Origin of the sequence: Cryobacterium sp. TMB1-7 (assembly GCF_004402435.1) — a bacterium.
Taxonomy (GTDB): domain Bacteria; phylum Actinomycetota; class Actinomycetes; order Actinomycetales; family Microbacteriaceae; genus Cryobacterium; species Cryobacterium zongtaii.
Genome location: NZ_SOFZ01000016.1, coordinates 113462 through 140439, shown reverse-complemented (window position 1 = coordinate 140439; position 26978 = coordinate 113462). Strand labels below are relative to the sequence as shown.

The following is a 26978-nucleotide window of genomic DNA, read 5'->3' as shown; positions in this document are numbered from 1 at the left end:
CGACCCGACCTCGGGAACGTCCCCCTTGCGTCGGTCGAGCTTGTCGAGACCCCGCCGCCGGCTTGACCTCGCCCCAGGGGCGACGCCCATGATGGGGAGACACCCATCAACCCAGAGCCAGGAGCACCATGACCGATGACCTGACCGCCGGCGAATTCCAGGCGATGACCGGACTCACCGCCAAGGCACTCCGGCTCTACGCCGAACGGGGGATTGTGACGCCGGCGTGGGTCGACCCCGGGTCGGGGTACCGCTACTACGCCCGGCAGCAGCTCCAACACGGCGCGACCGTCGATCTCCTGCGCCGCGCCCAGGTGCCGCTGGCTGAACTGGCCTCGGCACCGGACTTCCCCTTCGACCGGTGGCGGCAGACCGTGGCGCTGCGGCGGCACCTGGAGGACTTCTCCCTCGCCGTGGCCGAGAAGATCAGCACTTTCGACGCCGACGACTTCATCGCCCACAGCACTCCCGCCGCCGCCCAAGACTGGGTCGGCATCATCGTCGATCTCGACCTCCCCGAGGATGCCGAGGGCCGCGTCGAGACCTTCACCGGGCTGGCCGTGGACATGCCCGCCATCGAGGTGGGCCTGCGCGACGCACTGACTGACCTCGGGGCAGAGCCGGCCACCGTGTGCTGGACCGCGGTGCCCGACACCGGAGTCCGGAACGCCAGCGGGCAGATGCTCCTGGCCCGCTCCGGCGGGGCCGGCCTCGACTCGGCCGCCCTCGCGCGCATCGAGAAGGCCGTGCACGCGAGCACCGGGAGCACGGTCACCGCGGTGGCCGGCACTCTGCCGCGCCGCGTCGAGGTCACGTTCGCCGCTGCATCCGCCACCGAGCCGACCCCGGTCGACGAGGCCGCCGCCGGAAACCTGCACCTGCTGGCCTTCGAGGAGCACCGCGCCCGGCACCATCTGACCGCGATCCGGCCCACGGCCCGGCAGGTTGTGCACGGGCCGTCGTTGTTCACCGGCGACGGTGGCGGTGCTCCGATGAGCGTCTTTGACGTGCAGCCGGGGTGAGTGCGGGGGCATCCGTGCCGGCTGGCCTGGCGCAACGGATGCCCGATTCGCGTTATGCGGGCACGGCGCCGCTATGCGCGTGGCGCGCCACCCGCATAGCGGCGCGTGACCCGCATACCTTGGGCCGACCGTGGCCTCGACGAGTTCGACCCCGAGAGAGCGCTAGACCGGCACCACCACGTTGTGCCGCCCGATCGGCAGCATCATCGGGCGGCCCGACGTCGGGTCGACCAGCACCCGGCTCGACAGCCCGAAGACCGCCTGCACGGTCTCCTCGGTGAGTACCTCGTGCGGCTCGCCCACCGCGTGCACCCGGCCATCCGCGAGGGCGATGAGGTGGTCGGCGTACCGGGCGGCGAGGTTGAGGTCGTGCAACACCATCACGATGGTGGTGCCGCGGGCCCGGTTGAGGTCGGTGAGCAGGTCGAGCACCTCCACCTGGTGGCTCACGTCGAGGAACGTCGTCGGCTCGTCGAGCAACAGCAGGTCGGTCTGCTGGGCCAGCGCCATCGCGATCCACACCCGCTGGCGTTGCCCGCCGGAGAGTTCGTCGACGGACCGGTCAGCCAACGACGCGGTGTCGGTGGCATCCAGCGCAGCGGCGACGGCCTCGTCATCGAGAGCGCTCCAGCGGGAGAACATCCGCTGGTGGGGGTTGCGGCCCCGGCCGACCAGGTCGGCCACGGTTATGCCCTCGGGCGCGATCGGCGACTGGGGCAGCAGCCCCATCGTGCGGGCCAGCTCCTTGGCGGGCATCCGGTGCACCTGGGTGCCGTCGAGCAGCACCTGGCCACCCCGCGGCACGAGCAGCCGCGACATCGAGCGCAGCAGGGTGGACTTGCCGCAGGCGTTCGCGCCCACGATCGCGGTGATCCGGCCGGTCGGCACGACCAGGTCGAGGCCGTCGATCACGGTGCGGTCGCCGTAGCCGAGGGTGAGGTTCTCCACCGTGAGGGTATGAATGAGTGTCACAGGGAGCCTCCGGCGCGGTTGGTGCGGATGATGAGGTAGATCAGGTACGGCGCCCCGAGCACGCCGGTGACGACGCCCACCGGGAACCGGGTGCCGAACGCGTACTGACCGGCGAAGTCGCCCACCAGCACGAGCAGTGCGCCCACCATCCCGGCCGGCACGAGCAGCGAGACGCCCGGCCCCACGATTCGCGACGCGATCGGCCCGGCCAGGAACGCCACGAACGCGATCGGCCCGGCCGCCGCGGTCGCGAACGCGATCAGTCCCACCGCGGCGACGATCAGAATCACCCGAGACCGCTCCACCCGCACCCCCAGAGCGGATGCGGTGTCGTCACCGAGCTGGCTCATCGACAGGTTGCGGGACTGCCCGAGCAACACCGGCGCGAGCACCACCAGCGCGGCCAACACCGGCAGGGTCTGCGCCCAGGTGCTGCCGTTCAGGCTGCCGGTGAGCCAGCGCATGGCCACCTGCAGGTCCCACTCGGCGGCCTGGGAGAGCACGTACGCGGTCATGCTGTCGAGCATCGCGGCCACACCGATACCGATCAAAATCAGCCGGGTGCCGGCCACGCCGCCCTTGTACGCGAGCGCGTAGACGGCCAGCGCCACGGCCAGCCCACACACGATCGCGACCACCGACACCGCGGTCGAACCCAGCCCCAGCACGATGATCGCGAACGCGGCCGCGGCGCTGGCGCCCGAGCTGATACCGATGATGTCGGGGCTGGCCAGGGGGTTGCGCAGCATGGTCTGGAAGGTCACGCCACCCAGCCCGAAACACAGCCCGGCCAGCACGGCCAGGGTCGCCCGCGGCAGCCGCAGCCGGCCCACGGTGAAACCGGCGCCGGGAACGTCCTGACCGAGCATCACGGCGAGCACCTCGGCGGGGGAGTAAATGGTCTGGCCGACCATGAGGCTGACGAGGTAGCCGACGGCGATACCCAGCGCCAGCACGGTGATCACCCGGCGACGACGGATGCCGCGGCGCGCGCGGCTGCGGGCCACCGCATCCGCTGTCGACAGCGGCTTCACGGCAATGGCGGCGCTCACAGCTCACGCACCTTGCGTCGGCGCACGATGTAGATGAAGAACGGGGCGCCGATCAGGGCGGTGATGATGCCAACGTCGATCTCGCTGGGCCGCGCCACGATGCGGCCGAGCACGTCGGCGCCGGTGAGCAGCGCGGCGCCGAGCACCGCGGAGAACGGCAGCAGCCAGCGGTGGTCAACGCCCACCAGCAGCCGGCAGGCGTGCGGCACGACGAGGCCGACGAAACCGATCGGCCCGGCCACGGCCGTGATCGAGCCGCACAGCACGACGGCGCCAAGCGCGGCGGCGGCGCGGGCCACGGCCACGCGTTCGCCCAGCCCCGCGGCGAGGTCGTCGCCGAGCGCGAGCGAGTTCAGCGCCCGGGCGGAAAGGAAGCAGAGCACGAAGCCCACCAGGAGAAACGGGGCCACCTGGCGGATGCTCTCCATCGTGGCGCCGCCGACGCCGCCGATCTGCCAGGACCGCACCCCGCCGGCGATGTCGTTGCGGGGCAGAACCACGGCGGTGACGAATGAGGCCAGCGCCGCGGAGGTGGCCGCACCCGCCAGTGCCAGTTTGAGCGGGGTGGAGCCGCCGCGGCCGAGCGACCCGATCGTATAGACGAACACGGCGGTGATGCCGGCGCCGACGATCGCGACCCAAATCATCGACGAGGCGGACGTGAGCCCGAAGTAGGCCATGCCGCTGACCACGGCCAGTGCCGCGCCCACGTTCACGCCCAGGATGCCCGGGTCGGCCAGCGGGTTGCGGGTCACGCCCTGCATCACCGCGCCGGACATGCCCAGGGCGGCCCCGGCGACCACGGCCAGCAGGGTGCGCGGGATGCGGGTGGCCACCGCGGCCCGGTCGAAGCCGTCGGTGGCGCCACCGAGCGCGGCGAGGATGTCGTCCCAGCCCACCGCGCGGGAGCCGATGGTGATCGAGGTCAGCATCAGCAGGGCGAGTACCCCGAGCGCGGCGAGCAACCACAACGACCGCAGCCGCTTCGGGCGTCGCACGGTGGCAACGCTCGAAGCGGCTGATGAAGCAGTGGTTGTCGAGGTCACTTAGCGTTGTCGGCCGCCGCGGCGAGCAGGGCGGCGTAGTCGTCGAGGATGTACGAGATCGACAGCGGGGTGGGGTTCGCGGCGGTGCCCATGGGGCCGTCGCCGGAGAGGTTCACGATGGACTTGTTGGCCACCGCGGGAATCTGCGACAGCAGCGGGTCACCCTCGAGGGTGGCGACCAGGTCGGCACCGCCGTAGGTGACGATGAGGTCCACGTCGCTGAACGCATCCGACTGCTCGGCGCTCACGGTGAGGGAGTACTTGTCGGTGGCGTCGGAGGCCTCGATGATGCTCGGTGCGCTCTCCATACCGAGGTCGTCGAAGAACATCGTGCGGGTGTCGTGGGTGGTGTAGAAGCTGACCTCGCTGAGGTCGGCCTCGTCCACGTGGGTGAGGAACATCGCGGTCTTGCCTTCGAGCGACGGGTACTTCGCTGCGGTGGCGGCGATCTCGGTCTCGAGCTCGGCGATGAGGTCGTCGCCCTCGGCGGCCATGCCCATGCCGGCGGCGTTCTGCGAGATCATGTCGCGCCAGGAGGTGCCCCAGGCGGTCTCCGGGTAGGCCACAACAGGTGCGATGGCGGTGAGGGTGTCGTAGTCCTCCTGGGTGAGGCCGGAGTACGCGGCCAGAATCACGTCGGGCTTGGTGTCGGCGACGGCTTCGAAGTCGATGCCGTCGGTTTCGTCGAACAGTACGGGGGTCTCTGCATCGAGCTCGTCGAGCTTCTCCTTCACCCAGGGCAGCATGCCGTCGGTGTCGTCGTCGCCCCAGGTGGCGGCGGCCATGCCCACGGGTACCACGCCGAGGGCCAGCGGCACCTCTTGGTTGGCCCAGTTGACGGTGGCGACGCGCTCGGGCTTGGCCTCGATGACGGTCTCGCCGAAGGCGTGCTCGATGGTGACCGGCGTGAAGTCGCCGGATGCGGCCTCGGCGGTGTCGGCGGCGGGGGAGGTGGAGCAGCCGGCCAGGCCTAGGGTGAGCACGGCGGCGGCCGAGAAGGCAATGAGAGTGGATGCGCGGGGCATGGTTTTCCTCGTGATCGTGATGCAGGGGTCAGGGACGGACCGGCGGCAGCTGTGATGCCGCACCCGTCGGCCGTGCGCAGAGGTCCAGTCCGGCGCGGTCGTAAGGGTTGCCTAACCTTACCAGTGCGTTCGCATGCAAAAGCAAGTCGTTTCTGCGTCGGTCGACTCGACCGGACGGCGCTGTATCAATCACCTGACACAGCTGATACTGTATTGACCACTTGGTACAGAAGGGTGCCGCTTATGGGTTTCATCCCGCTCGTCGTCATCATCGCCGCGTTGGCCCTCGTCTGGCTGGCGGTCGCTCGGCTGCGTTCCACCGAGGCGTTCCGGCGCGTCACCGTGCCGGCCGGTTTGGCGCCCAGCCTGCACGCTGCGCGGCGCGCCTTCCGGCGTCGTGCAGCCCTCGCGACCACGGCGGCGGTTGTGGTGGGTGCCCTGGCCCTTGCCGTCGACCACGCGATGCCCGCCGGCTACGACCTGGTTTTCCTCCTGGTCCCCGCCCTGATGAGCCTGGCCGGCCTGCTCGTCATCGCCGCCCTGCCCGGGGTGCCGGTGGCGGAATCCGGTAGTCAACGCAGTGCCGACCTCGCGCCGCGGCACCCCTGGAGCTTCGCACCGGCCTGGGCGCGAGTGCTGCCGGCCACTGCCGGGGTGCTGTTGCTCGGCATGATCGTCGCCTTCGGACTCACGTCTGAGGCGGCCGAGGACGGCCTGTTCCGCGCCATCCGCATCGACAGCGGCGCCTACAGCAGCACCGCGACCCCGTACCCCGGCTGGTACTACGGCGTGCCCGTGCTGCTCGTCACCGTGGCCCTCGCGATCGCGGCCGCGACGGCACTGGCGCGGGTCGCCGCATCCGCCCGCCCCACCCACACGACACTGCGCGAGGCCGACCAGGTGATGCGACTGCTGATCACCCGGGTGATCGTGAAGCTCACCACCGGCACGTTCATCGTTTATCTGGGCGGGCTGATGTTCATGGGCGGCAGGGCGATGAGCGCGGCGAGCGGGCAGTGGTTCGACGGCAGCTACGCCGAGATCGAACCGTGGTTCACGGTGGCGCTGACCCTGTTCTGCGTCGGGCTCATCGTGGTGGGCATCGGTGTGGCTCTGCTGCTGCTGGCCGTATTGGATGCCGTGACGCCGCCGTTCACCGTGCGCCCTGCGCCCAGCACCCTCCAGCCCGCCGGACCGACCACGCGCGCATGATCACCATCGACGAGGCCAGCCCCACCCCGCCGTTCGAGCAGATCAGACAGCAGCTCGCCGACGAGATCCTCTCCGGCAACCTCGCGCCCGGCGACAAGCTCGCCTCCGTGCGCCAACTGGCCGGCGACCTGCGGCTCGCCCCCGGAACCGTGGCGCGCGCCTACTCGGAGCTGGAATCCGATGGTCTGCTCGTCTCCAACCGCTCGGGAACCCGGGTGCGCGATGTGACGCCCCTGCCCGCCGAGGCCCGAGCGGCCGCGCGTGAGTACATCGCCGCGCTCGGCGGGCTCACCCTCGCCGACGCCATCCGTGCCGTGCGGGTGGAGTGGACCGAGCCGATGCCGCCGCAAAGGCTTGCACCGGCGCATCCGTCTGCGTAGCGTCGAAGGATGAAAATCGGATACAAGCTGATCGCTGAAAGCTTCGGACCCCAAGAACTCGTTCGCCAAGCCGTGCGCGCCGAACAGGCCGGCTTCGATTTTGTGGAGATGAGCGATCACTTCCACCCCTGGGTGGAGGCCCAGGGCCATTCACCCTTCGTCTGGAATGTGCTCAGCTTCATCGCCGCGAAGACCACCACCCTCGAACTCGCCACGGGTGTCACCTGCCCGAGCGTGCGGTACCACCCGGCCATCATCGCGCAGGCCGCCGCCACCCTGGCCTTGCTCTCCGACGGCCGGTTCACCCTCGGTGTCGGCTCGGGCGAGCGCCTGAACGAGCACATCGTCGGCCGCGGCTTCCCCGGCATCCACGAGCGGCACGCCACCTTCAACGAGGCGCTGGACATCATCCGGCTGCTCTGGAAGGGCGGCTTCCAAAACTATGACGGCAAGTACCTCAAGCTCGAAGACGCCCGCATCTACGACCTGCCCGACGTGCTGCCCACCCTGGCCGTCGCGGTGAGCGGGCCCAAGTCCGTGGCCCTCGCCGCCGAGCACGGCGACGGCCTGTTCGCCACCGAGCCCAAGTCCGACCTGGTCACCGGCTACCGCGATGCCGGCGGCACCGGCCCGCTCTACGCCGAGGCGCCGCTCGCCTGGGCGCGCACCGAGCAAGAAGCCGTCACGGCCGCCCACCGCACCAATGCCTGGGCGCTGAGCGGCTGGAAGGTGATGAGCGAGCTGCCGAACCCGGTGAACTTCGAGGCCGCGGCCGCCACCGTGCGCGAGGACGACATCCGCGAGCAGTTCGCCTGCGGCCCCGACGCGGTGCGACACCTCGAGGTGATCGGTGAATTCACCGAGGCCGGCTTCGACCACATCGCCCTCATGAACGCCGGCCCCGACCAAGACGGCTTCTTCGACTTCTTCGAAAACGACCTCCGCCCCCGACTGCTCGACGAAAGCACCCGATGACCACACATGCGCCCCAGGCCGTGCTTTTCGACATCGACGGCACCCTGGTCGACTCCAACTACCTGCACGTCGATGCCTGGCATCAGGCCTTCCAGACCCTCGGCGTCGACGTCGAGGCCTGGCTCATCCACCGCTCCATCGGGCAGGATGCCGGTGAGCTGTTGACCTCGTTGGTGGGGGAGAGGGACGAGGCCTGGATCACCCGCGCCAAAGACCTGCACGCCGAGAACTACAAGGCGCTCGCCCCGCGGCTCAGGCTGCTGCCGGAGGCCCGGTCACTGCTCGAAGCCCTGAACGACGAGGGCATCATCGTGGTGCTCGCCACCTCCGCGCCCGAGGATGAGCTGGAAGTCCTGCTTGATCTCATCAACGCCGACGACGCCATCCATGCCACCACCAGCTCTGACGACGTGGATGTGGCCAAGCCCAACCCCGACATCGTGCGAGTGGCGCTCGACCGTGCCGGTGTCGAAGCCCACGAGGCCGTCTTCGTCGGCGACTCGGAGTGGGACATCAAGGCCGCGTCCAGCGCGGGTGTGCGCTCGTTCGGGGTGCTCACCGGCGGCATCGCCGGAGAGCTGCTCATACAGGCCGGTGCCGAGAGGGTCTTCGCCGGCCCGGCCGACTTCCTCGACCGGCTCGACGAGATGGGCTGGATCGAATTGGCGGGCTGAATCGATCTCGATGCCACGCCCCTCGCCGTTGGTCGAGCTTGTCGAGACCCCGCGGGCCGACCGCGTTCGCAACCAACGGCCGCCCCGGGCCTGACGGCTACGCGCGCCGAAACGTCATTCGCCAGTTCGTCTCCCACGACAGGCCCGCATCGTTCGAAAACGCCTGCTCCCACGTGGGCTGAAGCCCGGTCGCATCCCAGATGAAGCGCACGCGGATGGGCACTCCCTCCAACACGTCCTCCGCCAGGAAGGTTCCGATACCATCCCTGAACGCTCCGCGCACGGGCGTATCGAGTTGCGTGGGGTTACGTCCGTCGAGCCACCAGATGCTCCACTCGCCATCGGCGACGGAGTAGGAGCGCAGCGCCACCGCATGAAAGTCGCCCGACGGATGCCTAAGGAGGTTGTCCTCGAGGTTGCCGTGGCCACCGAGGATTTTGTTCGTGGAGGAGAGCCCCTCGAATGCCGTCCAGGTGTCGGCGCCGACGAAGATCCCGTCCAAGCGTTCGTGGTGAACGGTCCAGTCGCCGATGACGAAGTCGAAGTCGGACGGCGCGGGGTGGGAAGCGGTGGAGGAGATGAGCGGTCCGTTCAATCGGTGGCGCAGAACTCGGGCAGTGCGACTGCACTATCGACGGCTGCGACGAGCGGATGCTCGATGGAAACAACCCTTCCAGCAGCGATGGTCCTTTGCTATGGCCAGTTGTGGGAAGGACCGCCGGACCGGTTCCGGTCGAGCCACCGACCGTCCCATTCTCGTGCCGTTCTGGGGCCCCAGCCCCGGCCGGGCCCGGGAGCGGGTCAGGGCGAGTAGAAGAGCGACACGACCCCGCCGACCATCAGCAATCCGAACGTGATCACCCCGATGAGCTCACCCGCGCCGAGGCTCATCCGCAGCCGCCGGCCGGGCCTGGCCACCCGCCGCGAACCTGAATTCACGCCGTCAGTCGAGCGCGACAGAACCCAGTGCGGGGAAGTCGGGCGGGGTGTAGTCCATGACGGTGAGCGAACGGATCTCCGGCATGTCCCACGCGCCGGGAACCTCAATCTCTTGGGTCGTCGCGTCCGGATCGATCACGGCAATTTCGTAACCGCCCTCGGCGGAGCCCCAGTACCCGTCCGCATCCTGAACCAGCGCGTCTTCCTTCAGATACAGACGCAGGTCTGACGCGTCTCCGATGTGGAAGTCGTCCAGCAAGACCCAGACGGACCCGTCACTACGGCGCTCAATGTCGACGGTGCCCTCAGTGGCCGTTGCTTGCGAGACGAACTTCCCGCTGAGCGGCAGCTGCTGTTCGAACGCGCTGAGATCCGACGCCTGGTCATCTGCCGAATCTGTCGCAGAGTCGGAGGCGGTAGCCGGAGGCGGCGAGACCGCATCTGCAGTCGATGTGCATCCGCTCAACACCAACGCGACCGGAAGCCCAACCACGCCAACCCATCGAAGTCCCCATGTTTGCCCCATGCTGTTCACCCTAGAGGTCGGTGCCTCCACAGATACCTTCTGGCCCTGAGATGATCTGAAACTGATACGATCTATGCATGCACGCATCACTCCCAACCTCGCCCACGGATGCCGCGGCGCAGATCGACTGGACCGCCAACGGCATCGAGACCGAGTTGGGCTGGTCGCTCGCGTTGATGTTCCATGGCTACTCCCGGGCCGGCAGCGTCGCCGTGGCCGATGTCCCAGGCGGTCCCCGCGGCTACCAGGTGCTCGTGGCGATCACGACCGAAGAGCCCACGTCGCAGCTCGCGCTGGCGCACCGGCTCGGCATCGACAAGACCGCGATGACCTACATCATCGATGCGCTCGAGACGGATGCGCTCGTCGAGCGTCGCCCCGATCTGCGCGACCGGCGCATCCGTCAGGTGCACCCCACCGAGGCGGGCCACGCGCTGCTCCGCACGGCCCGCGTGGCTCTCCGCACGGTCGAAGGCGCCCTGATGGGCGGCCTGTCCACCGACGAACAAACCCAGCTGCGGCAGCTGCTGGCCAAGGCCGCTCTCGGCGCCGGCGCCACCGCGGCCGCGCTCCCCGACACCAACTCCGACCTCAACCTTCCGGTGCCCGCCCCGGAGCGATCCCACCGCCGCCCCAAGCCCACCACAGAAACCGAGACCCGCCCATGACCACATCCGTTCTCGTCGCCGGCGCCACCGGCGACCTCGGCCAGCGCATCGTGCGCGAACTGCTCACCCACGACACCCGCATCCGCGTGCTCACCCGAGCGGGCAGCGCCTCGGCCGCCGGCCTCTACGCCGCCAACGACCGCGTCGACATCGTCACGGCCGAGTACACCGACCATGCGGCGCTCACCCAAGCCGTCTCCGGCTCCGACGTTGTCGTGTCGGCCGTGAGCGGCACCCGACCGGTGATCGTGGATGCGCAGCGCGCGCTGCTGGCCGCGGCCGTGGCCGCCGGCGTGCCCCGGTTCATCCCCTCGGACTACTCGTCGGATTACCGCCAGATTGCGCTGGGCACCAACCGCAACTTCGAGCTGCGCCGCGAGTTCGCCGCCGACCTCGACGCGGCCCCGATCAAGGTCACCTCCGTTCTCAATGGCGCGTTTGCCGACATGCTCACCGGCACCGCGCCGATGATCGCATTCGGTCGCCGCAAAGTCATGTACTGGTCCTCGGCCGACCAGATCCTCGACTTCACCACCAAAGACGACGTCGCCCGGGTGGTGGCTCTCGTCGCACTCGACCCCGACGCGCCCCGGGTCGTGGAGATCGCCGGCGACCGGGTCACCGCGCGGAGCGTGGCCCAAACGATGTCGGAGCTGACCGGCACCAAATTCACGCTGCAGTGGGCCGGCACCACCGGCACCCTCTCGGCGATGGCCAAGGGCGTGCGGCGCCTGTCGAAGAGCGAGGATGCGACCTTCCCCGCCTGGCAGGGCATGCAGTACTTCGTGAGCATGTTCAGCGGTCAGGCCCAGCTGCACCACGTCGACAACGACCGCTACGGCGTCCATGCCTGGACAACAGTGCGGGACGTGCTCGCCGCGCACCTGGCAAGCCAGCCTGACGTCGCTGCGGCAGCCGGCAAGTAGGTCCGTCCCTTGCACGCAATGCTTCTGTGAACGAGAGCGGGGGAGCGCGCGAGAACACCCCTAACGGATCAGCCCAGGCTTGAACCGCGGGGAGGCGCCGGGCGGCGCGTACGCAGGTTGATGCGGAACTCGGCGTCTGGCGGAATTCCCTCCAGGTCGACCGGAACGACATCGACGTGCCGATCGGACCGTGCCGTCGCGCGCTCCAGCACGCGCTCCTGCACGTCGTCAAGGTCGATTCGCCCGCCGCCTTCCAGCTGCACCACTCGATGAGTGCCCACCACCCGGCCCTCGTCATCAAAGATGGCGAGATCCCGACTGTAGGTCACCTTGGCTTCGCTGCCCGCTCCCGCACTCAGGTCGTGGATCAGACCGAACGCCGAAGCGGTCACCACGCCGTCGACCTGCAGCTGGAACGTGAGATGGTCCGTCGTGAGCCAGACGTTGTTGTCCGTCTCTTTGTTAGGGTTCGGGATCCCCCAGATTCCGCTGGGAGTATTCACCGTCTCGATATAGGCCAGCGCGTATTGCTGACGAAACATTTGGAACCTGTCACCGTCCTGCAGGTGAACGGAGCTCAATTGGATGTGAGCCAGAATCGGGAGGGTGGGGAACTTCGCCTCGTGCGTGGCCCAACCCAGACCTCCCCGCCGAACCAACCAGACACCGTAGAACACATGGGACATCCGAGGACTCCTTCCGAGGCGTGCCACACCGACACGGCGGAACATAGCGCCGTGGTTTTGTGCGGTCAAGCCCCCGCTTCGACGTAGCTCACGGCACCGAATCGACAGGTTTCCGCTTGCGGATGGGGCGGGACGTGACCAGCAGCACCACCCCGAGCGCCAGCCACCACAGCATGGACAGCGGAATCAGAGCCACCGAGCCCAGCCAGAAAATCTCGGGCAGGTCGAGACGTGCTGCCGTCAGGATCGGACCAGCGACCACCACCACAAGCCGGAGGCCGGTGACGATTCCCAGGACGCACAGCCAGATCGGCAGGGCACGGGAGCGCGCCCCGGCGACACTGATGCCCACGGTCCAGACACAGAGCGTGAGGAGGCTCGCTTGGGCGAAACCGTGGATTCCCAGCGTCTGAATGGTGAGGTAGGCGGACTCACCCCAGCTGCTGTTCATTCCGTCGATGTAGAGCAACGGCCCCACCGACAAACGCAACACCCCGTGCATGAAGAGAAACGCCGCCGACAGGACTCCGACCGCGCTCAGGCTTCGGCGCGTGATGCTGCTGGCGCGGGGTGCGAGCGCATCCGAGACGGCGAAACTCGCCACCACGAATGCGAGAGCCATGGTGACAAGTGCGACCCCGGCCAGAGGGTAAAACTGGGGGTACTGGCGCAGGTAGTCGAGGCTCACCGCGGGGTTGTCGGTGTCATCGAAGCCGAGCACCGGTGGCAGCAGCTCGAGGGTGAACCAGACGATGCCGCCGAGCCCGGCAATGACCACCGTGATTCCACCGGCACGCAACGCTGCCCGATTGGTGTTCGCGGCGATCCCTGCAGCCGCGGTCCCGCTGTTGTCTTCGTTGGATGCGCGCACGGTGCGTTCCTCTGGGTGGCTCCGCGCTGGCAGTGATGGCGAGCCGGTCACGGATCAGTGATGCCCGGAATGGTACTCGCGAGGTCGGCCGCGCGCATGCGGGCTCAGTCGATTCGAGATGCCGCCGACTGAATGGTCTTGGCGAGGTCGCCGGGGCGGCTCCACATCGGCCAGTGCCCTGTCGGGAGGTCGACGACGTCGAGGTGCTCGAGGTTCGCGACCTCGGCGAACATGGCATGGCCTGCTCGGGCCAGCTCCAGCACCTGCGCGCTCGGGAGCGAGCAGCACACCAGGGTGGTCGGGACCGTGCGACGGGCGTCGTTTGTGAGCTCGACGGGCTGACGAAGCACGGGGCCGGGCTCAGGCACCGCCCGGGCCCGAAAACGCTCGAGGACCTCTGCGCTGAGGCCTTCGAGGCTCGCCTGCTGGGCGAGAACGTCGAACGGCGGCAGCGGAAGCTCCTCCATTCCCTCCGGGAGGTCGGGGGCGTAGACGCTTCCCGTCGCCACGGGGCCGGAATCGACCCACACCACCCGATGGACAAGCTCAGGGTGCCGGTCGAGGACGAGGCTGACGGGGGCGTTTGCGCCACTGTGAGCGACGATGATCGCGGGCTGATGCTCAGAGTCATTGAGTCGAGTGATGACGTCCAGGATCGCTGCGGCCTGATCGTCGAGGGTCTTCGCCGCACGCTCAGGATCGTCCCCGTCGAGACCGGGCAGAGTCAGCGCGATTGCCCGAGAGAGGTCGGTCTTCAGGTGTTCAAGAACTTCATCCCACGCCCAAGCGCCGAGCCAGTGACCGGCGATGAGAATGATGGTGGGACTGCTCGATGTAGTTGTCATGTCACTACTCTCGTAGGCACTACCGGCAGGTGTGTGTCACTATTTATGTCATGAATTTGCTGCGGGCCGAACGGTGAAGCGAACAGAACGACTCCATGCGTTGACCGAGATGCTACGCCGCAACGGATCGCGGGGTTGCTCCGCCGAGCGGCTGGCGAGAGAGTTCGAAGTGTCGGTGCGCACCGTCAAGAGAGACCTCGCTGCGCTGGAGAACAGCGGCGCGCCTCTCTGGTCGCGCCCAGGTCCGGGCGGCGGCTACGGATTGGCCATAGGCGCGTCCCTGCCGCCGGTCAGCCTGTCCCCAGCGCAGGCCGTGGCGCTCATGGCAGCCGTGTCCGCTGCGTCCGATGCCCCCTACGCCGATCTGGCCGCAGCCGGCATCAAGAAGATCCTGGACGTCCTCGATCCCCGAACCCGAGCACGAGCCGACGAGCTGGCCGGCCGAGTGTGGGTCAACGCGCCGCCCTCCGCTTCACGAGCAATCAGATCGGCACTGGAGGAAGCGATGGCCGAGCAGCGAGTACTCCGTCTTCGTTACACATCGGGAGACGGGACCACGACCACACGCGACGTCGAACCCGTGCTCTTCGCCTGCACGAACGGCCAGTGGTACCTGGTCGGGTGGTGCCGACTGCGTGACGCAATGCGATGGTTCACCGTGTCTCGCATCGAACGGGCCAGCGTAACCAAGACGGCCTGCGGCGGCCATTCGATCCAAGAGGTCGGAGAGCCTCCGGCGAGTGCCAGAGCGGTGCACGAGCGGGGCTGAGCAGAGAAGGAGCCACAGGGCTAAAACGACACCCGCGGACGGAGTGGAGCGGGGACTGTCACCAGCGATAGCCGCTCACGGCGAGGTGTTTAGGCGCCGGCTAATAGAGCGAAATATCCCGGAACATGCTGCGAATGGCCGTTGGCGTTCATAGGAGTCACTTCGATGTGTGCCGGCCCGTCGGCGATCAAGTGCCAGTCCGAGTCCGGGAAGGTGTTGTGCCGTTCCTGCGTGCCAAAATGTCCGGGGCGGGGCAGGTTTTCCAGCGCCCTTTGCAATTGCCGTGGCATGCTTCGCCGGGTGGCGCCCAGCTCTTGCAGGTAGGCGAGACTGCTTCCGGGAAAGTTGGTTTCGGCTAGGAATACCCGGCCGTTCTTCCCGACAACGGTGCGTAGGTTGGTAGCCAGGCTGGCTTGCTGGTCTGGTTTCAGCACATGAAAAACTCCGCGAACAAAAACGTTGGCAGGCCCCACTGACTCCAGCAGGTGCTCTCCAGCACCAGGTTCCGTTGCATCCATAGCCAGGAACTCAACGTTGTGGAGGCCTGCGGCTTCCCGCCTCGCTAGCGCGATGGCGCCGACCGATACATCAATGCCGATAGCCCTCGGGAAAAGACCAGCAAGCCAGCGGGTATTGGTTCCGTTGCCACATCCAATGTCGATGACGGGAAGAGCCGGATTGAAATGGCCCAGGACGGCGTCGGTGTACTGCTCGAGCTCGGTCTGGGATCCGGAGTCCCACAGCACGTCTCCCGAACGGCCGGTGGTGCGGATTCCGCGCCAGTACCCGTCCCACGCCGCTGACGGGTCCTTCGGTGCCCGGGAGGTGAGGCGCACTACCGATGGGACAAGTAGCATTTGCTCCCAAAGCTTTGACATGCTCTCACTCTACTGAGGGTGCGCGAGACTCCTGAGCCTCCCCAGAACCATCTCGGGCGGTAGCGGGCGGTCATAGAAATAGCCTTGTCCGTATAGGCAACCCATCGTCTGCAGCAGAATCGCCTGTTCGGCGGTCTCAATGCCTTCGACGATCGCCTTCAGGCCCGCCGAGTAAATCAGTTGGAGAATGGCAGCAACGAATTTTTGCTGCTGAGGGTCCGATGCCATGTCCTGGATCAGGGAACGGTCGACTTTGACCGTGTCTGCTGGAAGCGTTCGGAGATAGCTGATGGACGAATAGCCGGTGCCGAAGTCATCAATTTGCAGCCCCACACCGAGATCTCGCAGCTCGCCCAAGACCTGTTCTTCCGCCGTTCCCTTCGACATCAAGACCGTCTCGGTGATCTCCAGAACCAATCGCGGCGGAGCCACATGATTCCTAGCGAGCGTCTCCCTGACATCTTCCAGCAGGTCACCGCGCAGCAGTTCGGCGGCGGAAAGATTGATGTGTAGGCAGAAGTCTGTGAGCTCAGGCTCGGTTTCGCTCCAGCGTCGCAACTGGGCGACTCCTTCGTGAAGCACCCAACGTCCTAATTCCAGAATCAGGCCGGTTTCTTCCGCGATGGGAATGAAGCTATCCGGCATGATGAGTCCGCGCACCGGATGGTGCCACCGAAGGAGGGCTTCGAAACCTATGACTGTTCCTGAGGCTAATTCAACCACCGGCTGGTAACGCAGCGCCAGCTCGCCGCCGGCGACGGCGTTACGAAGCTCGGCTGTGATGCGTGAGCGTTCACGGACAGAGTCGAGCATGTCGGGGTGGAACAGCTGGATGTTGTTGCGGCCATGCGCCTTCGCCTGGTACATGGCGATGTCAGCATCCCGAATCAGCGACTCAGCTGGATGGCCCGGCGTGCCGATACGCACCCCGATGCTGGCCATCGCCCAGACGGTTTCGGTTCCAACCTGCACGCTGTCCTGAAGCTGCGCCGACGCCCGGTGCGCAATATTCAGGACTTCCTCTTCCGTCGCTTCGATGATGAGGATGGCGAACTCATCCCCACCCAGACGTGCCACGGTATCTACGGCCCGTACGGCGCACTTGAGGCGCCGGGCAACCTCGATCAGTACTGCGTCACCGGCCCCATGGCCCAGAGCGTCATTGACGGCTTTGAAGGAATCCACGTCCAGCACCAGCACAGCCGGGAGTTTTCCACTGTCCGTGCTGGCCAGGATTGCCTCGTTGATTCGCTCGTTGAGCAGGGTTCTATTCGCAAGGCCCGTCAAGTCGTCAGTCTTTGCCATCTGTTCCAGCTCGGCCTGAGTTTGCCGCAGCATGGCGGTACGGTCAGAAACCTGCTGTTCCAGATTCGAGTAGATGTAACTGAGTTCCTCGGCGAGGAGGTTGACGCCGGTGATCACAGCGTCGATGTCATCCCTCAAGTCAGACGGCTCTATCCGCGCGTCCAGGTCGCCGGCAGCCAACCGTACAACACCCTCCACCAACTGCTGCAAACGAGGGTCATCGGCGTCGTCTCCCGAGCTCATATCACCCCAAGACGCACTCTGCGCAGCGCTTCTGCACGCTTAGCCACCGGCAGTAAGCCATTGCATGGCTTCGCTGCGCGAGGTAAAGAATTTGGTCGGACACGGCGGAATGTGCACACCGAGAAAGAAATTCGCCAAGACTCGGTCAACAGGTGATTTGCCCAGAAGAGCAATGCGCGAGGCGCTGCAGGGAATAGACCACACGGACCTGGCCTCTCGGCTCACCGACCCGACCGCTGCCATATCGACGAGCATGCCCCGACGTTCGTTCCCGCACGCGTCGTTAACTTTCGCCATCGCGCGGTGGGCATCTTCGATCTGAATGTGAGCCCCGGGCTGCCAGCGCAGATGGAGAATTCCATCGACCGTTTCGAGAGTCTCTTTTGCGCCGTCTGCAGCGACCGGACCCATTGCAACGTCCTCCCCCGGGCACGCAGCCGAACCGTTCAGCCACTCCTCAAAGCTACTCGTGTTCAGGTGCTTATCAAATCAATCCCCGACCAATATTCACGGCAGTGTCATCGACGGCGACGACAGCTTCGCATCGGGCACCAGCCGAGCCTGGGTCGCGTGCCGCTGAAAGGTATCAGCCACGGGTTTGCGTCGCCGGGCCAGGCTCCCCGACGGCGGCTTCGGTACCTGCCCGGCGGCAGCGGGCCGGCCCCCGCCCAGCTCCATTCAGCAGGTCTAAGGTGCAAGCCATAGCCGGCAGAGAGCGTCCGCCGATCGTGGCCCCACGAACCCCCGAAGAGGCAACCTATGGCAGAGAGCGCCCACCCGGGGCCATGCGCCCAGGAGCGTTGGCAGCCCTAACCTGCAGAGAGGAGCGTCGGCAGTATCGTCGCGTAACGGAGCAGGAACGCGCGCTCGTCGAGATGCTTGCGCCGGAGCCACCCGGTGACTTCGTTGTTGTGTTTGCTCGCGTTGCAGGACGGGCAGGCGGGAACCACGTTCTCGAGGGTGTACCGGCCGCCCCGAGAGATCGGCATGATGCAGTCACGCTGCAGGGCCGGGCTCTCTGCTTGGCAATATGCACACCCTCCCCAAGCGGCGAGGAGGTCAGCCCACTGTGACGCGGTGAGGTCGTTGTCGACGCGGGCGAGCCGTCGTTGCCGGCGCTTCGCGTAACGCGCACGCGCTGCGGGTGAAACGGCTGAGAACTTGCGGCGAGGGGGCACGACTAAACGGTACTCCGGCCGCGCGCGGTCATCCGTTCGCTCGTTCGCTTCGGAAGGGTGCGCGACGAACCAGCCAAGCCTTCTTCGGCGCCCCGTACGGTTTCGGAGCCAGCCTTACAACCACTTCCGCCGCTTGAAGATCCCCCACAGTCCCAGCCCCATCACCCCCATCGCCGCCACGGCCACCGGGTACCCGAACTGCCAGTGCAGCTCCGGCATGTTGTCGAAGTTCATCCCGTAGATCGTGCCTACCAGCGTCGGCGCGAACAGGATCGCCGCCCACGAGGAGATCTTCTTCACTTCCTCGTTCTGTGCCAGGCCCACCTCCGACAACCGCCGGGTCTCCTCATTCTGCGCCAGCCCGGCCTCAGAGAGGCGACGCATCTCGTCGTTCTGCTGCTGCGTCACCAGGGTGGCGTGCACGGTGAGCGCGTTCTCCAACAATGCCCGGAATGAGGCGGCGTGCTCGGTGACCCGCAGCACGTGGTCGAGCACGTCCCGGAACGAGCGCTGCAGCTCCACGTCCACCTGGTACTTCTCCGAGCCGCGAAGCAGCGCCTCGAGCATGCCGCGCAGCGGCCCGGTGGCGCGCTGGAAGTCGATGACCTCGCTGAGCAGTTCGTAGATGCGCCGGGACACCGACGGGTCGCCGCCGAAGAGCTGGTTCTCGATCTCGTCGATGTCGTTCTCCAGCCCGGCGACGACGGGGGAGTAGGCGTCGACGACCTCGTCGAGCACGGCGTGCAGTACTGCTTCGGGTCCGAGCGCGAGCAGGGCCGGGTTCTGCTCCATCCGCCGGCGCACGTTGGCCAGGTCGGGGTTTTCGGCGTGCCTCACCGTCACCACGAAGCCCGGCCCGATGAACACGTTCACCTCGCCGAACTCCACTCGCTCCTCGGCGTCGAGGTACCAGGCGGGCCGCAGCACCACGAAGAGGGTGTCGCCGAACCGCTCCAGCTTGGCCCGCTGGTGGCCCTTGAGCGCGTCTTCCACGGCCAGCGGATGCAGCGAGAACTCGTCGGCAACGCTGCGGATCTCGTCCGCATCGGGCCGGTACAAGCCGATCCAGGCCATTCCCTCGCACTCGCGCAACTGGCGGTACGTCTCGTCGAGGCTGTGGGGGCTTGAGGTGCGCTGCCCGGTCACGTAGATGCCGTTGTCGATGAGTGCCATGGTCCTACTCCGTCGTTCGGTCGACGAGAGCACGTGAGCAAGCCGGAGGTGACTAGGCAGACGTCGGGATTCGACCGTGTACCAGAGGTCACCTCGCAATGGAGGTTCAGTTGCGCGCCACTCCCAGCGCGACGCCCGGCCTAGAAGGTCAGAGCGAAAACGACGATCGCCGAGGGAGTGGAGCGCGGACTATCACCAGCCATGGCCGCTCACCTGCCTTCGATCGAAGATTGTCGTGGCCCTGCGTGGGCCTCGGATACCGTAGCACCCCAGGGCGTCGAGATTGGAAATCTGACTTGTGACGAGCGCTTATGGGTAGCGCTGACTCAGCCCCATCAGGGATGCGTTACCCGCCCAGGTAGCGCGGGGCTCGCGTCGGCGACTCGACGCCCCAGGCCCTCCAGCAGCAGCTCCAACCCATAGTCAAACTCGTCCGCGAACGCATAACCGCCCCCGCCGAACAGCTCGGCGCGCGAGCGCGCAATGTGCGGATACAGCTCCGCCGGCGCCGCGACCTTGACGGCGAACGCCTCCTCGGCGCCGTCCCCCGGTTCGAAGGGCAGGCTCGTCTCGGTCAGCGCGAACCCATACACGTAGGCGTCGATCGCGGAGAACGCGTGTGTCGCGAGCGCGGCGCTGAAACCCTCGGTCATGAGCACGCCGAGTAGCCGGTCGTGGTGCTGCAGCAGCGCCGGGCCGGGATTGGGGCGCGATTCCATCATCCCCAGCGCCCACGGATGAGCGGTGAGCACCGACCGTGCCGATCGTGCCCGGGCGGTGATCGCCTCTCGCCAGCTATCGCCGACCTCGGGCATTTCGATCCTCGCGAACACCCAGTCGGCCAGGTCATCGAGCAGCGCCTCCTTGCTCGGCACGTGATGGTAAAGCGACATCGCCTCAACGCCGAGAACCTTCGCGACACTGCGCATACTCACGGCGGCGACCCCCGCGCCATCAGCGACGGTGGCGGCGGCGTTGATGATCCGATCCCTGCTGAGCGGTGTGCGCGATGCCATAGATCCATTCTTGTGCACTTACGGACGTAAGGCTAGCATGGCTCTCATCCTTACAACCGTAAGGACAGAAAGCGCCCGCGGTCGTTGTCAGCGATCGTGGACCAACCATCCTCACCACAACAACGGAGTACCTGATGAAAACACGTCAACACACCACCACCACGCTGGAAGACCAGCGGATCCCAGTGCAGGCCAAGCTCGCAGCAGCCTGGACCAGCTTCATGTTCCTCGTCATATACATCGACTACTTCCACCTCTACCAGCCCGGCGAAATCGACGAAATCCGGGGCGGCGACATCTTTGCGTTCGAGATCAGCGGGACATTGATTTCAATTTTCTTCGCGCTCATAGCGATCCCGACCCTGATGGTGCTGCTCTCCATGACGCTGCCCGCCCGGGTGAACCGTGCCACGAACCTCGTCGTTGCCGTGCTTTTCATCCCCATCTGCGTGTTCAACGCGGCCGGGGCGTCCTGGGACTGGGCCTTCTACTACGGCTTCACCATCGGAGTCGAGGTGCTGATCCTGGCCTTCATCCTGCGCTCCGCCTGGACCTGGCCCCGCACCGCACCGCCGGCAGACATGGCGATGAGCCCCGAGCTTGCGGCCATTCGCATCAAGCAGAACGATTGAACGGGGTAGGTAGTGCCCGTGCCGCTTGGAACCAGCTGCCGCGGTGCCGCGGTGGGGGCTCCGTGGGTGTGGCACACCGACTACTACTGGGCGGTAGGGGCCTCCACGGCCCCTACCGCCTACTTTCCACCTGGCTGGTGTCTGGCAACGATCTCGCGGCATCCGCTCTGGCGGAGAGGCAGGCGCGGATTACGCCGTGAGGCCGGTGCCCGGGACCGGTGCGGGTGTGGGTCTCGATGATGTCGTAGTGAGCGGCGCGGAGTTCGTCGCTCAGGGCGGCTACGGGCCATCGATACGCCGTCGTGATGGCGTGCTCGAACTGCTCGACCACCGGGCCCTCGAAGAAGCCGAGCAGAAGCTCGCCGCCCGGGCGAAGCACACGCTCGAACTCGGAAAGCGCATCCCGGAGTGATTTCGGCTCGTGGTGAATGAGGGAGTACCAGGCGAGGACGCCCGCAACCGTGCCGGGCGGTTCCGGCAGCGCCCCGATGTCGCCGATCGCGAAAGACACTTCCGGATAGGCCTGTCGGGCGTGGTCGATGAAGCCCGGCACCAGGTCGACACCTCGAATCCTCACCCCACGCTCGGCGAGATGCCCGGTCCACTGCCCGGGGCCGCAGCCGGCATCGATCAGTGGCCCGTCGAGCCGATCTGCCCACCCGGTGACAAGTTGCAGGTCCGATGGATGCACCGACGTGATCAAGCCCAGGTGCTCCGCATACTCCGCCGCACGGCGGGCATACGCGGCTCTGATCTCGGGTGGCATACCTCCGAGCCTAGGATGCTCCGCGCCCTCTTCACTCAGCCCAGGGCGTGCGCCCGGGGCTCGACCAAGCCGCAGCATCCCGGCTCTTTCAGGATTAGAAGCCGATCCAGTCGCCGTTCGAGTCCAGCTCGTAGTCGGCAACGCTCGCCTCGATGATGGTGAGGGTGCCGCTCTTCATGACGGTCATCTCCACAGAGGCGAACGCGTCGATTGTGCCGTCGGTCTCGATGGGGAAGTCGAACTGATCTGAGCTGCCGTCGTCGAGCGGATCGGAGGCGCACGACTGCACGAACGTCAGGGTCTTGGAATCGTCAGATACGTACTTTCCCGGCTCGGGGTCGGCGGCGTCGAGATCATCGATGGGAGTCGCGTCCAGCGCCGACCACGCCGGCTTAGCGGAATACGGCGCCTGCTCCAGGTTGGCAACGATCTCTTCCACCTCCGCGGCGCCGCCCGGGGCGCTCGCCTCGGCTTCCTCCACGGTCTCGACGCCGAACTGCCGCATCAACACACTTTCGAGTTCGGCTTCGCCCTCGGCGGCGTATTCCTCTTTCGTCATCGACGGTCGGCTCAGCGCGTCGAGGCCATCTCCGCGATAGTCGATTGCCAGGTCGACAGCGCACGACTTGGACGAGTCCAGTTCGCGAGCTTTCGCCGTCACCTCGCCCACCAGCAGCCCGTCGGCATCGGATCCCGCGGCCTCGACGAGGGACTGAGGGATGCGGATGACCAGCTCGCCTTCGGAGCCGTAGGCGGGGGTCTGAAACTCGAACACCCCGGCCTTGGGGGCTCCGTCAGAACTTGCATTGTTGTCGACGCCATCGCCGGTCGATGCGGTGGAGCAGCCCGCAAGCAGCAGAGCTGTCGCTGCCGCCAACGTGGTGGCGGCCAGCATGGATGTTTTGTTCAAAGTCTGCATGTATACCCGCGCCCGGATGCCGGACGCGTTCCCCCTTGTATCCCCCGTGGCGATCCGCCGCTCCACCCGGAACGGCCGCCAGAGTCGATCCTATCGAGAGAGAGTGCCCAGCTTGTGGCTGGGCGAACGGCCTCGACTCACCGCCCAGCAGGCCGAGATCAGCGAGACGTCGGTCAGTGTCGGCCGCCGGCAGTGCGGCGGCTTGGCGTGATTCAGCTCTCGCGCTTGGCGAGGCCGTCGAGTCGCAGCGTCGAGGACTCGTCCCGGTGGCTGCCGTCCGAGCCCACATGCTTGTCGGGGACCGCGCCGTCTGCGCCGTTTTTCAGGACTCCGTAGAGCGCCATGGCGTGCCCGCGTCCGACGCCGTAGTCGTCGCGGAGCCAGGCGACCACCTCGCCGGCCTTCGTGGTCGCATCGAAACCGCGGGCGCCGGCTTCGTCGAGTAACTCCTGTGGCGTCTTGCCCGTCTTCGTTTCGATCGCGTCGAGGTAGGCCTGGTATGACATTGCTGTTCCCTTCCGAGCCGTCGGTGCCGTTTCGTTAGAACTCTAGCCGTCGATCTGCTGCCGCTCGAGGGGCGTAGATTCAGCAGTTTGCTCCGGGAGACCGAGCCTGGTGCACGCTACGACGAAGCAGAAGATCCAGGCCAAACGATCAGGGCCAAAATCGATCCTCTCGGAGGGAATGGAGCGGACTATTGCCAACCATGGCAGCCGCTCACCCGCGTTCGATCAAAATGTGTCGTGGCCCAGATCGGGCGTTGATACCGGATCGCTAACGTGGATACAGAATGGGCCGAAATTGCCCCTCTTGGACGGCCCTTCGGGATGGTTGGCCAGCAATTCTTCACGTCCCGCGCGCAAGGTCAGTACCAGGCCCAACTGCTAGGTTGGCCAAATGGTCGATCAGTCAATCCGGCAGGAGATCGCAGCTTTCGTAGCGGAGCGCGATTGGGCACAGTTTCACACTCCAGAGAACCTTGCAAAGAGCATCTCCATCGAAGCCAGCGAGCTTCTGGAGTGCTTTCAATGGAACGCTGACGCGGACATGGATCGAGTGCGTGAAGAACTCGCCGATGTCCTCACCTACTGCATCATGCTTGCTGACCGCATCGGCGCGGATCCTGATCAGATCGTTCGCGACAAGCTCGTGACCACGAGAGCGAAATACCCTGCCGACAAGGCTCGGGGGCGCAGCACCAAATATGACGCCCTTTAAGATCGAGCGTCTGAACTTCACTCAATCGGCCATCTCGGCTTGGACCCCAGGCGACCACCGCAATACAAACTGGCCCGTGGTTTACGTCCTGGATGATGCGAGCGCCAGTGCCACCCGCCGGACCACGCGGGGCGGTCCACTAAACGACGTCTATGTTGGCGAGTCCAGAAACGCCGTGGCGCGGATGCGGCAGCATCTAGTCACCCCAGACAAAAGACACCTCAGCACCGTCAGGGTCATCATTGACGAGTCCTTCAATAAGTCGGTTTGTCTCGACCTAGAGTCGTACCTCATCCGGATGCTCGCAGGCGACGGTTCCTACCGCGTCCTGAATCGGAACGATGGAATCACCGAATCGGATTACTTCGATCGAGACCGCTATCAAGCCTCGTTTTTGGAGGTGTTCGATCAGCTCAGGCGAGATGGGGTCTTCACTCGGAGTATCCCGGAGATTGAAAACAGCGATCTCTTCAAGCTGTCGCCTTTCAAGGCGCTGACGTTGGACCAGGCAGTCGCGGTTGAGGGCATCCTCGAGGGCCTGTTCGAAGACCTGGGTTCTGGAGCCACGAGCACAACAATCGTGCAGGGTGAACCCGGCACTGGTAAGACCGTTGTCGCCATTTACATGCTGAAGCTGATCGTGGACATTGCTAATTCTGTTCCGACTGAAGACCCTGATAGCGATTCTCTCTTTTCCGAGTTCTTCGGCGGTGAATACAAGAAACGCCTTTCCGGAATCCGAATCGGTCTTGTGGTTCCCCAACAGTCGTTGCGGAACTCGATCAAGAAGGTGTTCAAAAAGACGCCGGGATTGAAGCCCGACATGGTGATGACGGCGTTCGAGGTCGGGGAGTCAGACGAGCACTTTGACCTTCTGATCGTCGATGAATCGCACCGTCTGAATCAGCGAGCCAATCAGCCTTCAGGCGTACAAAACAAGAAGTTCAAGGTCATCACGGAAAAGCTCTTTGGCTCTGATGACAAAACGAAGACCCAGCTCGACTGGATCCGGGCCAAGAGCACACACCAGATACTCCTGCTTGATCCCGCCCAGACCGTCCGGCCTGCGGATCTGCCTCCCGAAGTCCTGGCGAATCTCGTGGTGAGTGCACGCGCTGCGAATCGTCACTATCCACTAGCTACCCAAATGCGGGTGCGAGCTGACGCAGACTACGTCGGGTACGTCCGACGCATACTCACGCAAAACGCCGAGGGCGTTTCGATCCAGCCGCGCCCCGAAACGTTCGAAGGGTACGACCTTCGCATGTTCGACAGCGTCGCCGACATGCATGGGGAGCTCCGTCGCCTGGATGCCGAGGTGGGCCTTTCGCGATTGCTGGCCGGATTCGCTTGGGCCTGGAAGACCAAGACTGATAAGACCGCGTACGACATTGAACTGCCGGGCGTTCAGCTTCGGTGGAACGGTACGCAAACTGACTGGATCGCATCCTCGACGTCGCTGGATGAAGTGGGCTCCATCCACACCGTGCAGGGGTACGACCTCAACTACGCGGGGGTCATCATCGGACCCGATCTCCGCTACGACGCTGCCACCGGGCGAATAACCGCCGATCGGGCCCATTACTTCGACAAAAAGGGCAAGGAAAACAACCCGGCCCTTGGCAAGTTCTACACCGATGACGACCTGCTGCGGTTCATAACCAACATTTACGCCGTCCTGCTGACCCGCGGAATCCGGGGCACCTTTGTCTACGTGTGCGATCCAGCTCTTCGTGAGCACTTGAAGCAATTCATACCGAACGTTTAGCTACGCCGAAACGCGGGTGGCGGTGTTTGTGTCGGCCGGGCAACCAGCTGGGTCCGATCGCCTACGCGACGGGCCCGCTATCATCTCTTCCGCGGACCCCGCAGTGCACTTTTCTCTTGGTCTGCCACGCCATGGACGGCACAATTTCACAGCTACATGACTTCGATGAGTAGCCGGCCGATCGCGGCGCCTAGGGGGACGGGAACAGCATTGCCGACTTGCCGTGCAATGTCCGTGCGAGAACCGACGAAACGGTGGTCCTGACCAAACCCCTGAAGTAGTGCTGCCTCATAGTGAGTAATCGCGCGATCTTCTACCGGATGGATGTATCGACCTTTTTCGGGCTTGAAAAATTCGGTACGGATAGTCACGGATGGGCGGTCCCAATGCAAACGCCCCATCACATCGCCAGCCCCCGTCTTGTGCTTCACCCAACACGGAGACATCAGCTCCGGATATGGCTCGAGATTCCGGCGGTTTCCTCCGGGAGGAATGACTGCGAATCGCTTGAGCGAGAGATCTCTATAGTTGCGACTCCAATGGAGATCACGAACGCTGAAGGAGCCCGCGAACTTCTTCCCCCGGAATCGTGTCTGATTGACAGCAAAGACATGGTCTCGATCCGGAATGCGCGGGACACACCGGAGAGCGTCAGCGACCGTGACGTGGGGGAGTAAGCCCGTGCTCTTTGGTGTGGCTGAATGAGTGGGCTTCGGGAAACCGGGAAAGCCGAGGCTACGGCGATATCCAATGATCACGGCTCGACGCCGTGCCTGCGGCGCGCCAAAATCGGCTGCATTCAGTATTGCCGACTCAAAACCGTAGTCCGCGAGCATGCCTCCCTCTTCGGTTTCCCCCTTGAAAAGCAAATACTGCGGGGACTTCTTGAACTCGGCGACGTTCTCGACGACGAAATACTTCGGCTCGGCCAAGCGAATGGTCCGCGCGTATTCCTTCCAAAGGGAGTTCCGCTCATCCTCGATGTTCTTCTTTCCAAGGCTCGAGAACCCTTGGCATGGCGGCCCGCCAATGATGAGGTCAGCCTTGGGCACGGGCTCCTCATCCAGCCATGTCTTAATATCACCCGCATAGACGAGATCCGGTCCGTAAGTCGCTTCGTAGGATGCGGCCGCGGCTTGGTCCCACTCAACCGCTCCCACGGTGCGAAAGCGATTCGACGCCTCATGGAAACCCGCGGTCAAACCTCCAGCGCCAGCGAATAGATCGAGCACAGGTATGTCACGGGTCATTCCGAAAGCGTACTTCTTTGCGTCGCCTGGCAGCGATTGCCGCG

The 26978-nt window shown here is 65.6% G+C and carries 31 protein-coding genes; 11 read left to right on the top strand and 20 right to left on the bottom strand.

Annotated elements, in window-relative coordinates; translation table 11 throughout:
* The first annotated feature begins 128 nt into the window (after positions 1-128).
* Positions 129-1022 (top strand): MerR family transcriptional regulator, encoded by an 894-nt coding sequence (locus E3O60_RS18730; protein WP_134408057.1) that lies wholly within the window; start codon positions 129-131, stop codon positions 1020-1022.
* 162 nt (positions 1023-1184) lie between these two features.
* Here E3O60_RS18730 and E3O60_RS06035 read toward each other — a convergent pair whose 3' ends face one another.
* The 4 genes from E3O60_RS06035 to E3O60_RS06020 are packed head-to-tail and all read right to left on the bottom strand — an operon-like array spanning position 1185 to position 5117.
* Positions 1185-1994 carry an ABC transporter ATP-binding protein gene (locus tag E3O60_RS06035; protein WP_103461775.1) on the bottom strand — a complete coding sequence of 270 codons (810 nt, stop codon included), beginning with the start codon at positions 1992-1994 and terminating at the stop codon, positions 1185-1187.
* The gene (locus tag E3O60_RS06030; protein WP_134408056.1) at positions 1991-3046 is read right to left on the bottom strand and encodes an iron chelate uptake ABC transporter family permease subunit; all 1056 of its coding nucleotides are present in this window, start codon (positions 3044-3046) and stop codon (positions 1991-1993) included. The genes E3O60_RS06035 and E3O60_RS06030 overlap by 4 nt, the downstream gene beginning before the upstream one ends.
* Entirely contained in the window at positions 3043-4044 is a 1002-nt protein-coding gene (locus E3O60_RS06025; RefSeq protein WP_241993211.1) for an iron ABC transporter permease, read from the bottom strand. Before E3O60_RS06025 ends, E3O60_RS06030 begins: the two co-directional genes overlap by 4 nt.
* A gap of 44 nt (positions 4045-4088) precedes the next feature.
* Complete coding sequence (locus tag E3O60_RS06020) at positions 4089-5117, bottom strand: iron-siderophore ABC transporter substrate-binding protein (RefSeq protein ID WP_134497473.1); 1029 nt, start codon at positions 5115-5117, stop codon at positions 4089-4091.
* A 243-nt stretch (positions 5118-5360) separates the two neighbouring features.
* On the opposite strand from E3O60_RS06020, the gene E3O60_RS06015 reads away from it, so the two are divergent.
* The 4 genes from E3O60_RS06015 to E3O60_RS06000 are packed head-to-tail and all read left to right on the top strand — an operon-like array spanning position 5361 to position 8358.
* Positions 5361-6329 (top strand): hypothetical protein, encoded by a 969-nt coding sequence (locus tag E3O60_RS06015; protein WP_134497471.1) that lies wholly within the window; start codon positions 5361-5363, stop codon positions 6327-6329.
* On the top strand, positions 6326-6709 hold the full coding sequence (locus E3O60_RS06010) for a GntR family transcriptional regulator (protein WP_103430130.1): 384 nt from the start codon (positions 6326-6328) through the stop codon (positions 6707-6709). The genes E3O60_RS06015 and E3O60_RS06010 overlap by 4 nt, the downstream gene beginning before the upstream one ends.
* Before the next feature lie 9 nt (positions 6710-6718).
* Entirely contained in the window at positions 6719-7684 is a 966-nt protein-coding gene (locus tag E3O60_RS06005) for a TIGR03557 family F420-dependent LLM class oxidoreductase (RefSeq protein ID WP_134497469.1), read from the top strand.
* Positions 7681-8358 carry an HAD family hydrolase gene (locus tag E3O60_RS06000; RefSeq protein ID WP_088456920.1) on the top strand — a complete coding sequence of 226 codons (678 nt, stop codon included), beginning with the start codon at positions 7681-7683 and terminating at the stop codon, positions 8356-8358. Before E3O60_RS06005 ends, E3O60_RS06000 begins: the two co-directional genes overlap by 4 nt.
* Before the next feature lie 97 nt (positions 8359-8455).
* On the opposite strand, the gene E3O60_RS05995 is transcribed toward E3O60_RS06000, so the two are convergent.
* The 3 genes from E3O60_RS05995 to E3O60_RS05990 all read right to left on the bottom strand — a co-directional run bounded on the left by E3O60_RS05995 (position 8456) and on the right by E3O60_RS05990 (position 9853).
* The gene (locus E3O60_RS05995) at positions 8456-8953 is read right to left on the bottom strand and encodes a hypothetical protein (protein WP_198415693.1); all 498 of its coding nucleotides are present in this window, start codon (positions 8951-8953) and stop codon (positions 8456-8458) included.
* 206 nt (positions 8954-9159) lie between these two features.
* A complete protein-coding gene (locus E3O60_RS18440; RefSeq protein ID WP_166788957.1) occupies positions 9160-9297 on the bottom strand; it encodes a hypothetical protein in 138 nt (45 codons plus the stop codon).
* 4 nt (positions 9298-9301) lie between these two features.
* Positions 9302-9853, bottom strand: coding sequence for a hypothetical protein (locus E3O60_RS05990; RefSeq protein WP_134497467.1), 552 nt, complete (start codon positions 9851-9853; stop codon positions 9302-9304).
* A 47-nt stretch (positions 9854-9900) separates the two neighbouring features.
* Here E3O60_RS05990 and E3O60_RS05985 point away from each other — a divergent pair, with 47 nt between their 5' ends.
* Together E3O60_RS05985 and E3O60_RS05980 are read left to right on the top strand one after the other, a co-directional pair.
* Positions 9901-10491: a MarR family winged helix-turn-helix transcriptional regulator gene (locus tag E3O60_RS05985; protein WP_134497465.1), complete on the top strand. Its 591-nt coding sequence runs from the start codon at positions 9901-9903 to the stop codon at positions 10489-10491.
* Positions 10488-11417 (top strand): NmrA family NAD(P)-binding protein, encoded by a 930-nt coding sequence (locus E3O60_RS05980; RefSeq protein ID WP_088456917.1) that lies wholly within the window; start codon positions 10488-10490, stop codon positions 11415-11417. Before E3O60_RS05985 ends, E3O60_RS05980 begins: the two co-directional genes overlap by 4 nt.
* 68 nt (positions 11418-11485) lie before the next feature.
* Here the strand turns inward: E3O60_RS05980 and E3O60_RS05975 are convergent, their stop codons facing one another.
* From E3O60_RS05975 to E3O60_RS05965, 3 genes are all read right to left on the bottom strand, one after another.
* Positions 11486-12103 (bottom strand): hypothetical protein, encoded by a 618-nt coding sequence (locus tag E3O60_RS05975; RefSeq protein ID WP_088456916.1) that lies wholly within the window; start codon positions 12101-12103, stop codon positions 11486-11488.
* Between the two features lie 88 nt (positions 12104-12191).
* A complete protein-coding gene (locus E3O60_RS05970; protein ID WP_166788956.1) occupies positions 12192-12974 on the bottom strand; it encodes a DUF4386 family protein in 783 nt (260 codons plus the stop codon).
* Between the two features lie 104 nt (positions 12975-13078).
* Entirely contained in the window at positions 13079-13819 is a 741-nt protein-coding gene (locus tag E3O60_RS05965; RefSeq protein WP_134497461.1) for an alpha/beta fold hydrolase, read from the bottom strand.
* Between the two features lie 73 nt (positions 13820-13892).
* On the opposite strand from E3O60_RS05965, the gene E3O60_RS05960 reads away from it, so the two are divergent.
* Positions 13893-14588 carry a YafY family protein gene (locus tag E3O60_RS05960; RefSeq protein ID WP_134497459.1) on the top strand — a complete coding sequence of 232 codons (696 nt, stop codon included), beginning with the start codon at positions 13893-13895 and terminating at the stop codon, positions 14586-14588.
* An 89-nt stretch (positions 14589-14677) separates the two neighbouring features.
* Here the strand turns inward: E3O60_RS05960 and E3O60_RS05955 are convergent, their stop codons facing one another.
* The 6 genes from E3O60_RS05955 to E3O60_RS05930 form a co-directional block, all read right to left on the bottom strand.
* Positions 14678-15466, bottom strand: a complete 789-nt coding sequence (locus E3O60_RS05955; protein ID WP_134497457.1) for a class I SAM-dependent methyltransferase — start codon at positions 15464-15466, stop codon at positions 14678-14680.
* A gap of 9 nt (positions 15467-15475) precedes the next feature.
* Positions 15476-17014: a bifunctional diguanylate cyclase/phosphodiesterase gene (locus tag E3O60_RS05950; protein ID WP_134497455.1), complete on the bottom strand. Its 1539-nt coding sequence runs from the start codon at positions 17012-17014 to the stop codon at positions 15476-15478.
* A gap of 39 nt (positions 17015-17053) precedes the next feature.
* Positions 17054-17425 (bottom strand): STAS/SEC14 domain-containing protein, encoded by a 372-nt coding sequence (locus tag E3O60_RS05945; RefSeq protein WP_134497453.1) that lies wholly within the window; start codon positions 17423-17425, stop codon positions 17054-17056.
* A gap of 398 nt (positions 17426-17823) precedes the next feature.
* Positions 17824-18192, bottom strand: coding sequence for an HNH endonuclease (locus E3O60_RS05940; protein ID WP_134497451.1), 369 nt, complete (start codon positions 18190-18192; stop codon positions 17824-17826).
* Positions 18193-18306: 114 nt separating this feature from the next.
* On the bottom strand, positions 18307-19365 hold the full coding sequence (locus E3O60_RS05935; protein ID WP_088456908.1) for a magnesium and cobalt transport protein CorA: 1059 nt from the start codon (positions 19363-19365) through the stop codon (positions 18307-18309).
* A 335-nt stretch (positions 19366-19700) separates the two neighbouring features.
* Positions 19701-20381 (bottom strand): TetR/AcrR family transcriptional regulator, encoded by a 681-nt coding sequence (locus E3O60_RS05930; RefSeq protein ID WP_134497449.1) that lies wholly within the window; start codon positions 20379-20381, stop codon positions 19701-19703.
* 134 nt (positions 20382-20515) lie between these two features.
* Between E3O60_RS05930 and E3O60_RS05925 the strand changes: the two genes are divergently transcribed.
* On the top strand, positions 20516-21013 hold the full coding sequence (locus E3O60_RS05925; protein WP_134497447.1) for a DUF6326 family protein: 498 nt from the start codon (positions 20516-20518) through the stop codon (positions 21011-21013).
* Between the two features lie 112 nt (positions 21014-21125).
* Here the strand turns inward: E3O60_RS05925 and E3O60_RS05920 are convergent, their stop codons facing one another.
* From E3O60_RS05920 to E3O60_RS05910, 3 genes are all read right to left on the bottom strand, one after another.
* Positions 21126-21779: a class I SAM-dependent methyltransferase gene (locus tag E3O60_RS05920; protein WP_134497445.1), complete on the bottom strand. Its 654-nt coding sequence runs from the start codon at positions 21777-21779 to the stop codon at positions 21126-21128.
* A 94-nt stretch (positions 21780-21873) separates the two neighbouring features.
* Positions 21874-22674 (bottom strand): hypothetical protein, encoded by an 801-nt coding sequence (locus E3O60_RS05915; RefSeq protein WP_134497443.1) that lies wholly within the window; start codon positions 22672-22674, stop codon positions 21874-21876.
* A 236-nt stretch (positions 22675-22910) separates the two neighbouring features.
* Positions 22911-23204 (bottom strand): DUF4287 domain-containing protein, encoded by a 294-nt coding sequence (locus E3O60_RS05910; RefSeq protein WP_134497441.1) that lies wholly within the window; start codon positions 23202-23204, stop codon positions 22911-22913.
* A 391-nt stretch (positions 23205-23595) separates the two neighbouring features.
* Here E3O60_RS05910 and E3O60_RS05905 point away from each other — a divergent pair, with 391 nt between their 5' ends.
* Together E3O60_RS05905 and E3O60_RS05900 are read left to right on the top strand one after the other, a co-directional pair.
* Entirely contained in the window at positions 23596-23916 is a 321-nt protein-coding gene (locus tag E3O60_RS05905) for a nucleotide pyrophosphohydrolase (RefSeq protein ID WP_134408020.1), read from the top strand.
* Between the two features lie 76 nt (positions 23917-23992).
* The gene (locus tag E3O60_RS05900; protein WP_370448634.1) at positions 23993-25684 is read left to right on the top strand and encodes a DNA/RNA helicase domain-containing protein; all 1692 of its coding nucleotides are present in this window, start codon (positions 23993-23995) and stop codon (positions 25682-25684) included.
* 152 nt (positions 25685-25836) lie between these two features.
* On the opposite strand, the gene E3O60_RS05895 is transcribed toward E3O60_RS05900, so the two are convergent.
* Positions 25837-26934 (bottom strand): DNA cytosine methyltransferase, encoded by a 1098-nt coding sequence (locus E3O60_RS05895; RefSeq protein ID WP_134497437.1) that lies wholly within the window; start codon positions 26932-26934, stop codon positions 25837-25839.
* Between the last annotated feature and the right edge of the window lie 44 nt (positions 26935-26978).

Coding starts and splice junctions, on each gene's coding strand:
- E3O60_RS05905 (WP_134408020.1), top strand. CDS start 23,596: ATGGTCGATCAGTCAATCCGGCAGGAGATCGCAGCTTTCGTAGCGGAG.
- E3O60_RS06010 (WP_103430130.1), top strand. CDS start 6,326: ATGATCACCATCGACGAGGCCAGCCCCACCCCGCCGTTCGAGCAGATC.
- E3O60_RS06005 (WP_134497469.1), top strand. CDS start 6,719: ATGAAAATCGGATACAAGCTGATCGCTGAAAGCTTCGGACCCCAAGAA.
- E3O60_RS05945 (WP_134497453.1), bottom strand. CDS start 17,425: ATGGGTCCGGTCGCTGCAGACGGCGCAAAAGAGACTCTCGAAACGGTC.
- E3O60_RS06000 (WP_088456920.1), top strand. CDS start 7,681: ATGACCACACATGCGCCCCAGGCCGTGCTTTTCGACATCGACGGCACC.
- E3O60_RS06020 (WP_134497473.1), bottom strand. CDS start 5,117: ATGCCCCGCGCATCCACTCTCATTGCCTTCTCGGCCGCCGCCGTGCTC.
- E3O60_RS18730 (WP_134408057.1), top strand. CDS start 129: ATGACCGATGACCTGACCGCCGGCGAATTCCAGGCGATGACCGGACTC.
- E3O60_RS05975 (WP_088456916.1), bottom strand. CDS start 12,103: ATGTCCCATGTGTTCTACGGTGTCTGGTTGGTTCGGCGGGGAGGTCTG.
- E3O60_RS05930 (WP_134497449.1), bottom strand. CDS start 20,381: ATGGCATCGCGCACACCGCTCAGCAGGGATCGGATCATCAACGCCGCC.
- E3O60_RS05985 (WP_134497465.1), top strand. CDS start 9,901: ATGCACGCATCACTCCCAACCTCGCCCACGGATGCCGCGGCGCAGATC.
- E3O60_RS05965 (WP_134497461.1), bottom strand. CDS start 13,819: ATGACAACTACATCGAGCAGTCCCACCATCATTCTCATCGCCGGTCAC.
- E3O60_RS06015 (WP_134497471.1), top strand. CDS start 5,361: ATGGGTTTCATCCCGCTCGTCGTCATCATCGCCGCGTTGGCCCTCGTC.
- E3O60_RS05980 (WP_088456917.1), top strand. CDS start 10,488: ATGACCACATCCGTTCTCGTCGCCGGCGCCACCGGCGACCTCGGCCAG.
- E3O60_RS05910 (WP_134497441.1), bottom strand. CDS start 23,204: ATGTCATACCAGGCCTACCTCGACGCGATCGAAACGAAGACGGGCAAG.
- E3O60_RS05915 (WP_134497443.1), bottom strand. CDS start 22,674: ATGCTGGCCGCCACCACGTTGGCGGCAGCGACAGCTCTGCTGCTTGCG.
- E3O60_RS05950 (WP_134497455.1), bottom strand. CDS start 17,014: ATGAGCTCGGGAGACGACGCCGATGACCCTCGTTTGCAGCAGTTGGTG.
- E3O60_RS05925 (WP_134497447.1), top strand. CDS start 20,516: ATGAAAACACGTCAACACACCACCACCACGCTGGAAGACCAGCGGATC.
- E3O60_RS05895 (WP_134497437.1), bottom strand. CDS start 26,934: ATGACCCGTGACATACCTGTGCTCGATCTATTCGCTGGCGCTGGAGGT.
- E3O60_RS05955 (WP_134497457.1), bottom strand. CDS start 15,466: ATGTCAAAGCTTTGGGAGCAAATGCTACTTGTCCCATCGGTAGTGCGC.
- E3O60_RS05935 (WP_088456908.1), bottom strand. CDS start 19,365: ATGGCACTCATCGACAACGGCATCTACGTGACCGGGCAGCGCACCTCA.
- E3O60_RS05920 (WP_134497445.1), bottom strand. CDS start 21,779: ATGCCACCCGAGATCAGAGCCGCGTATGCCCGCCGTGCGGCGGAGTAT.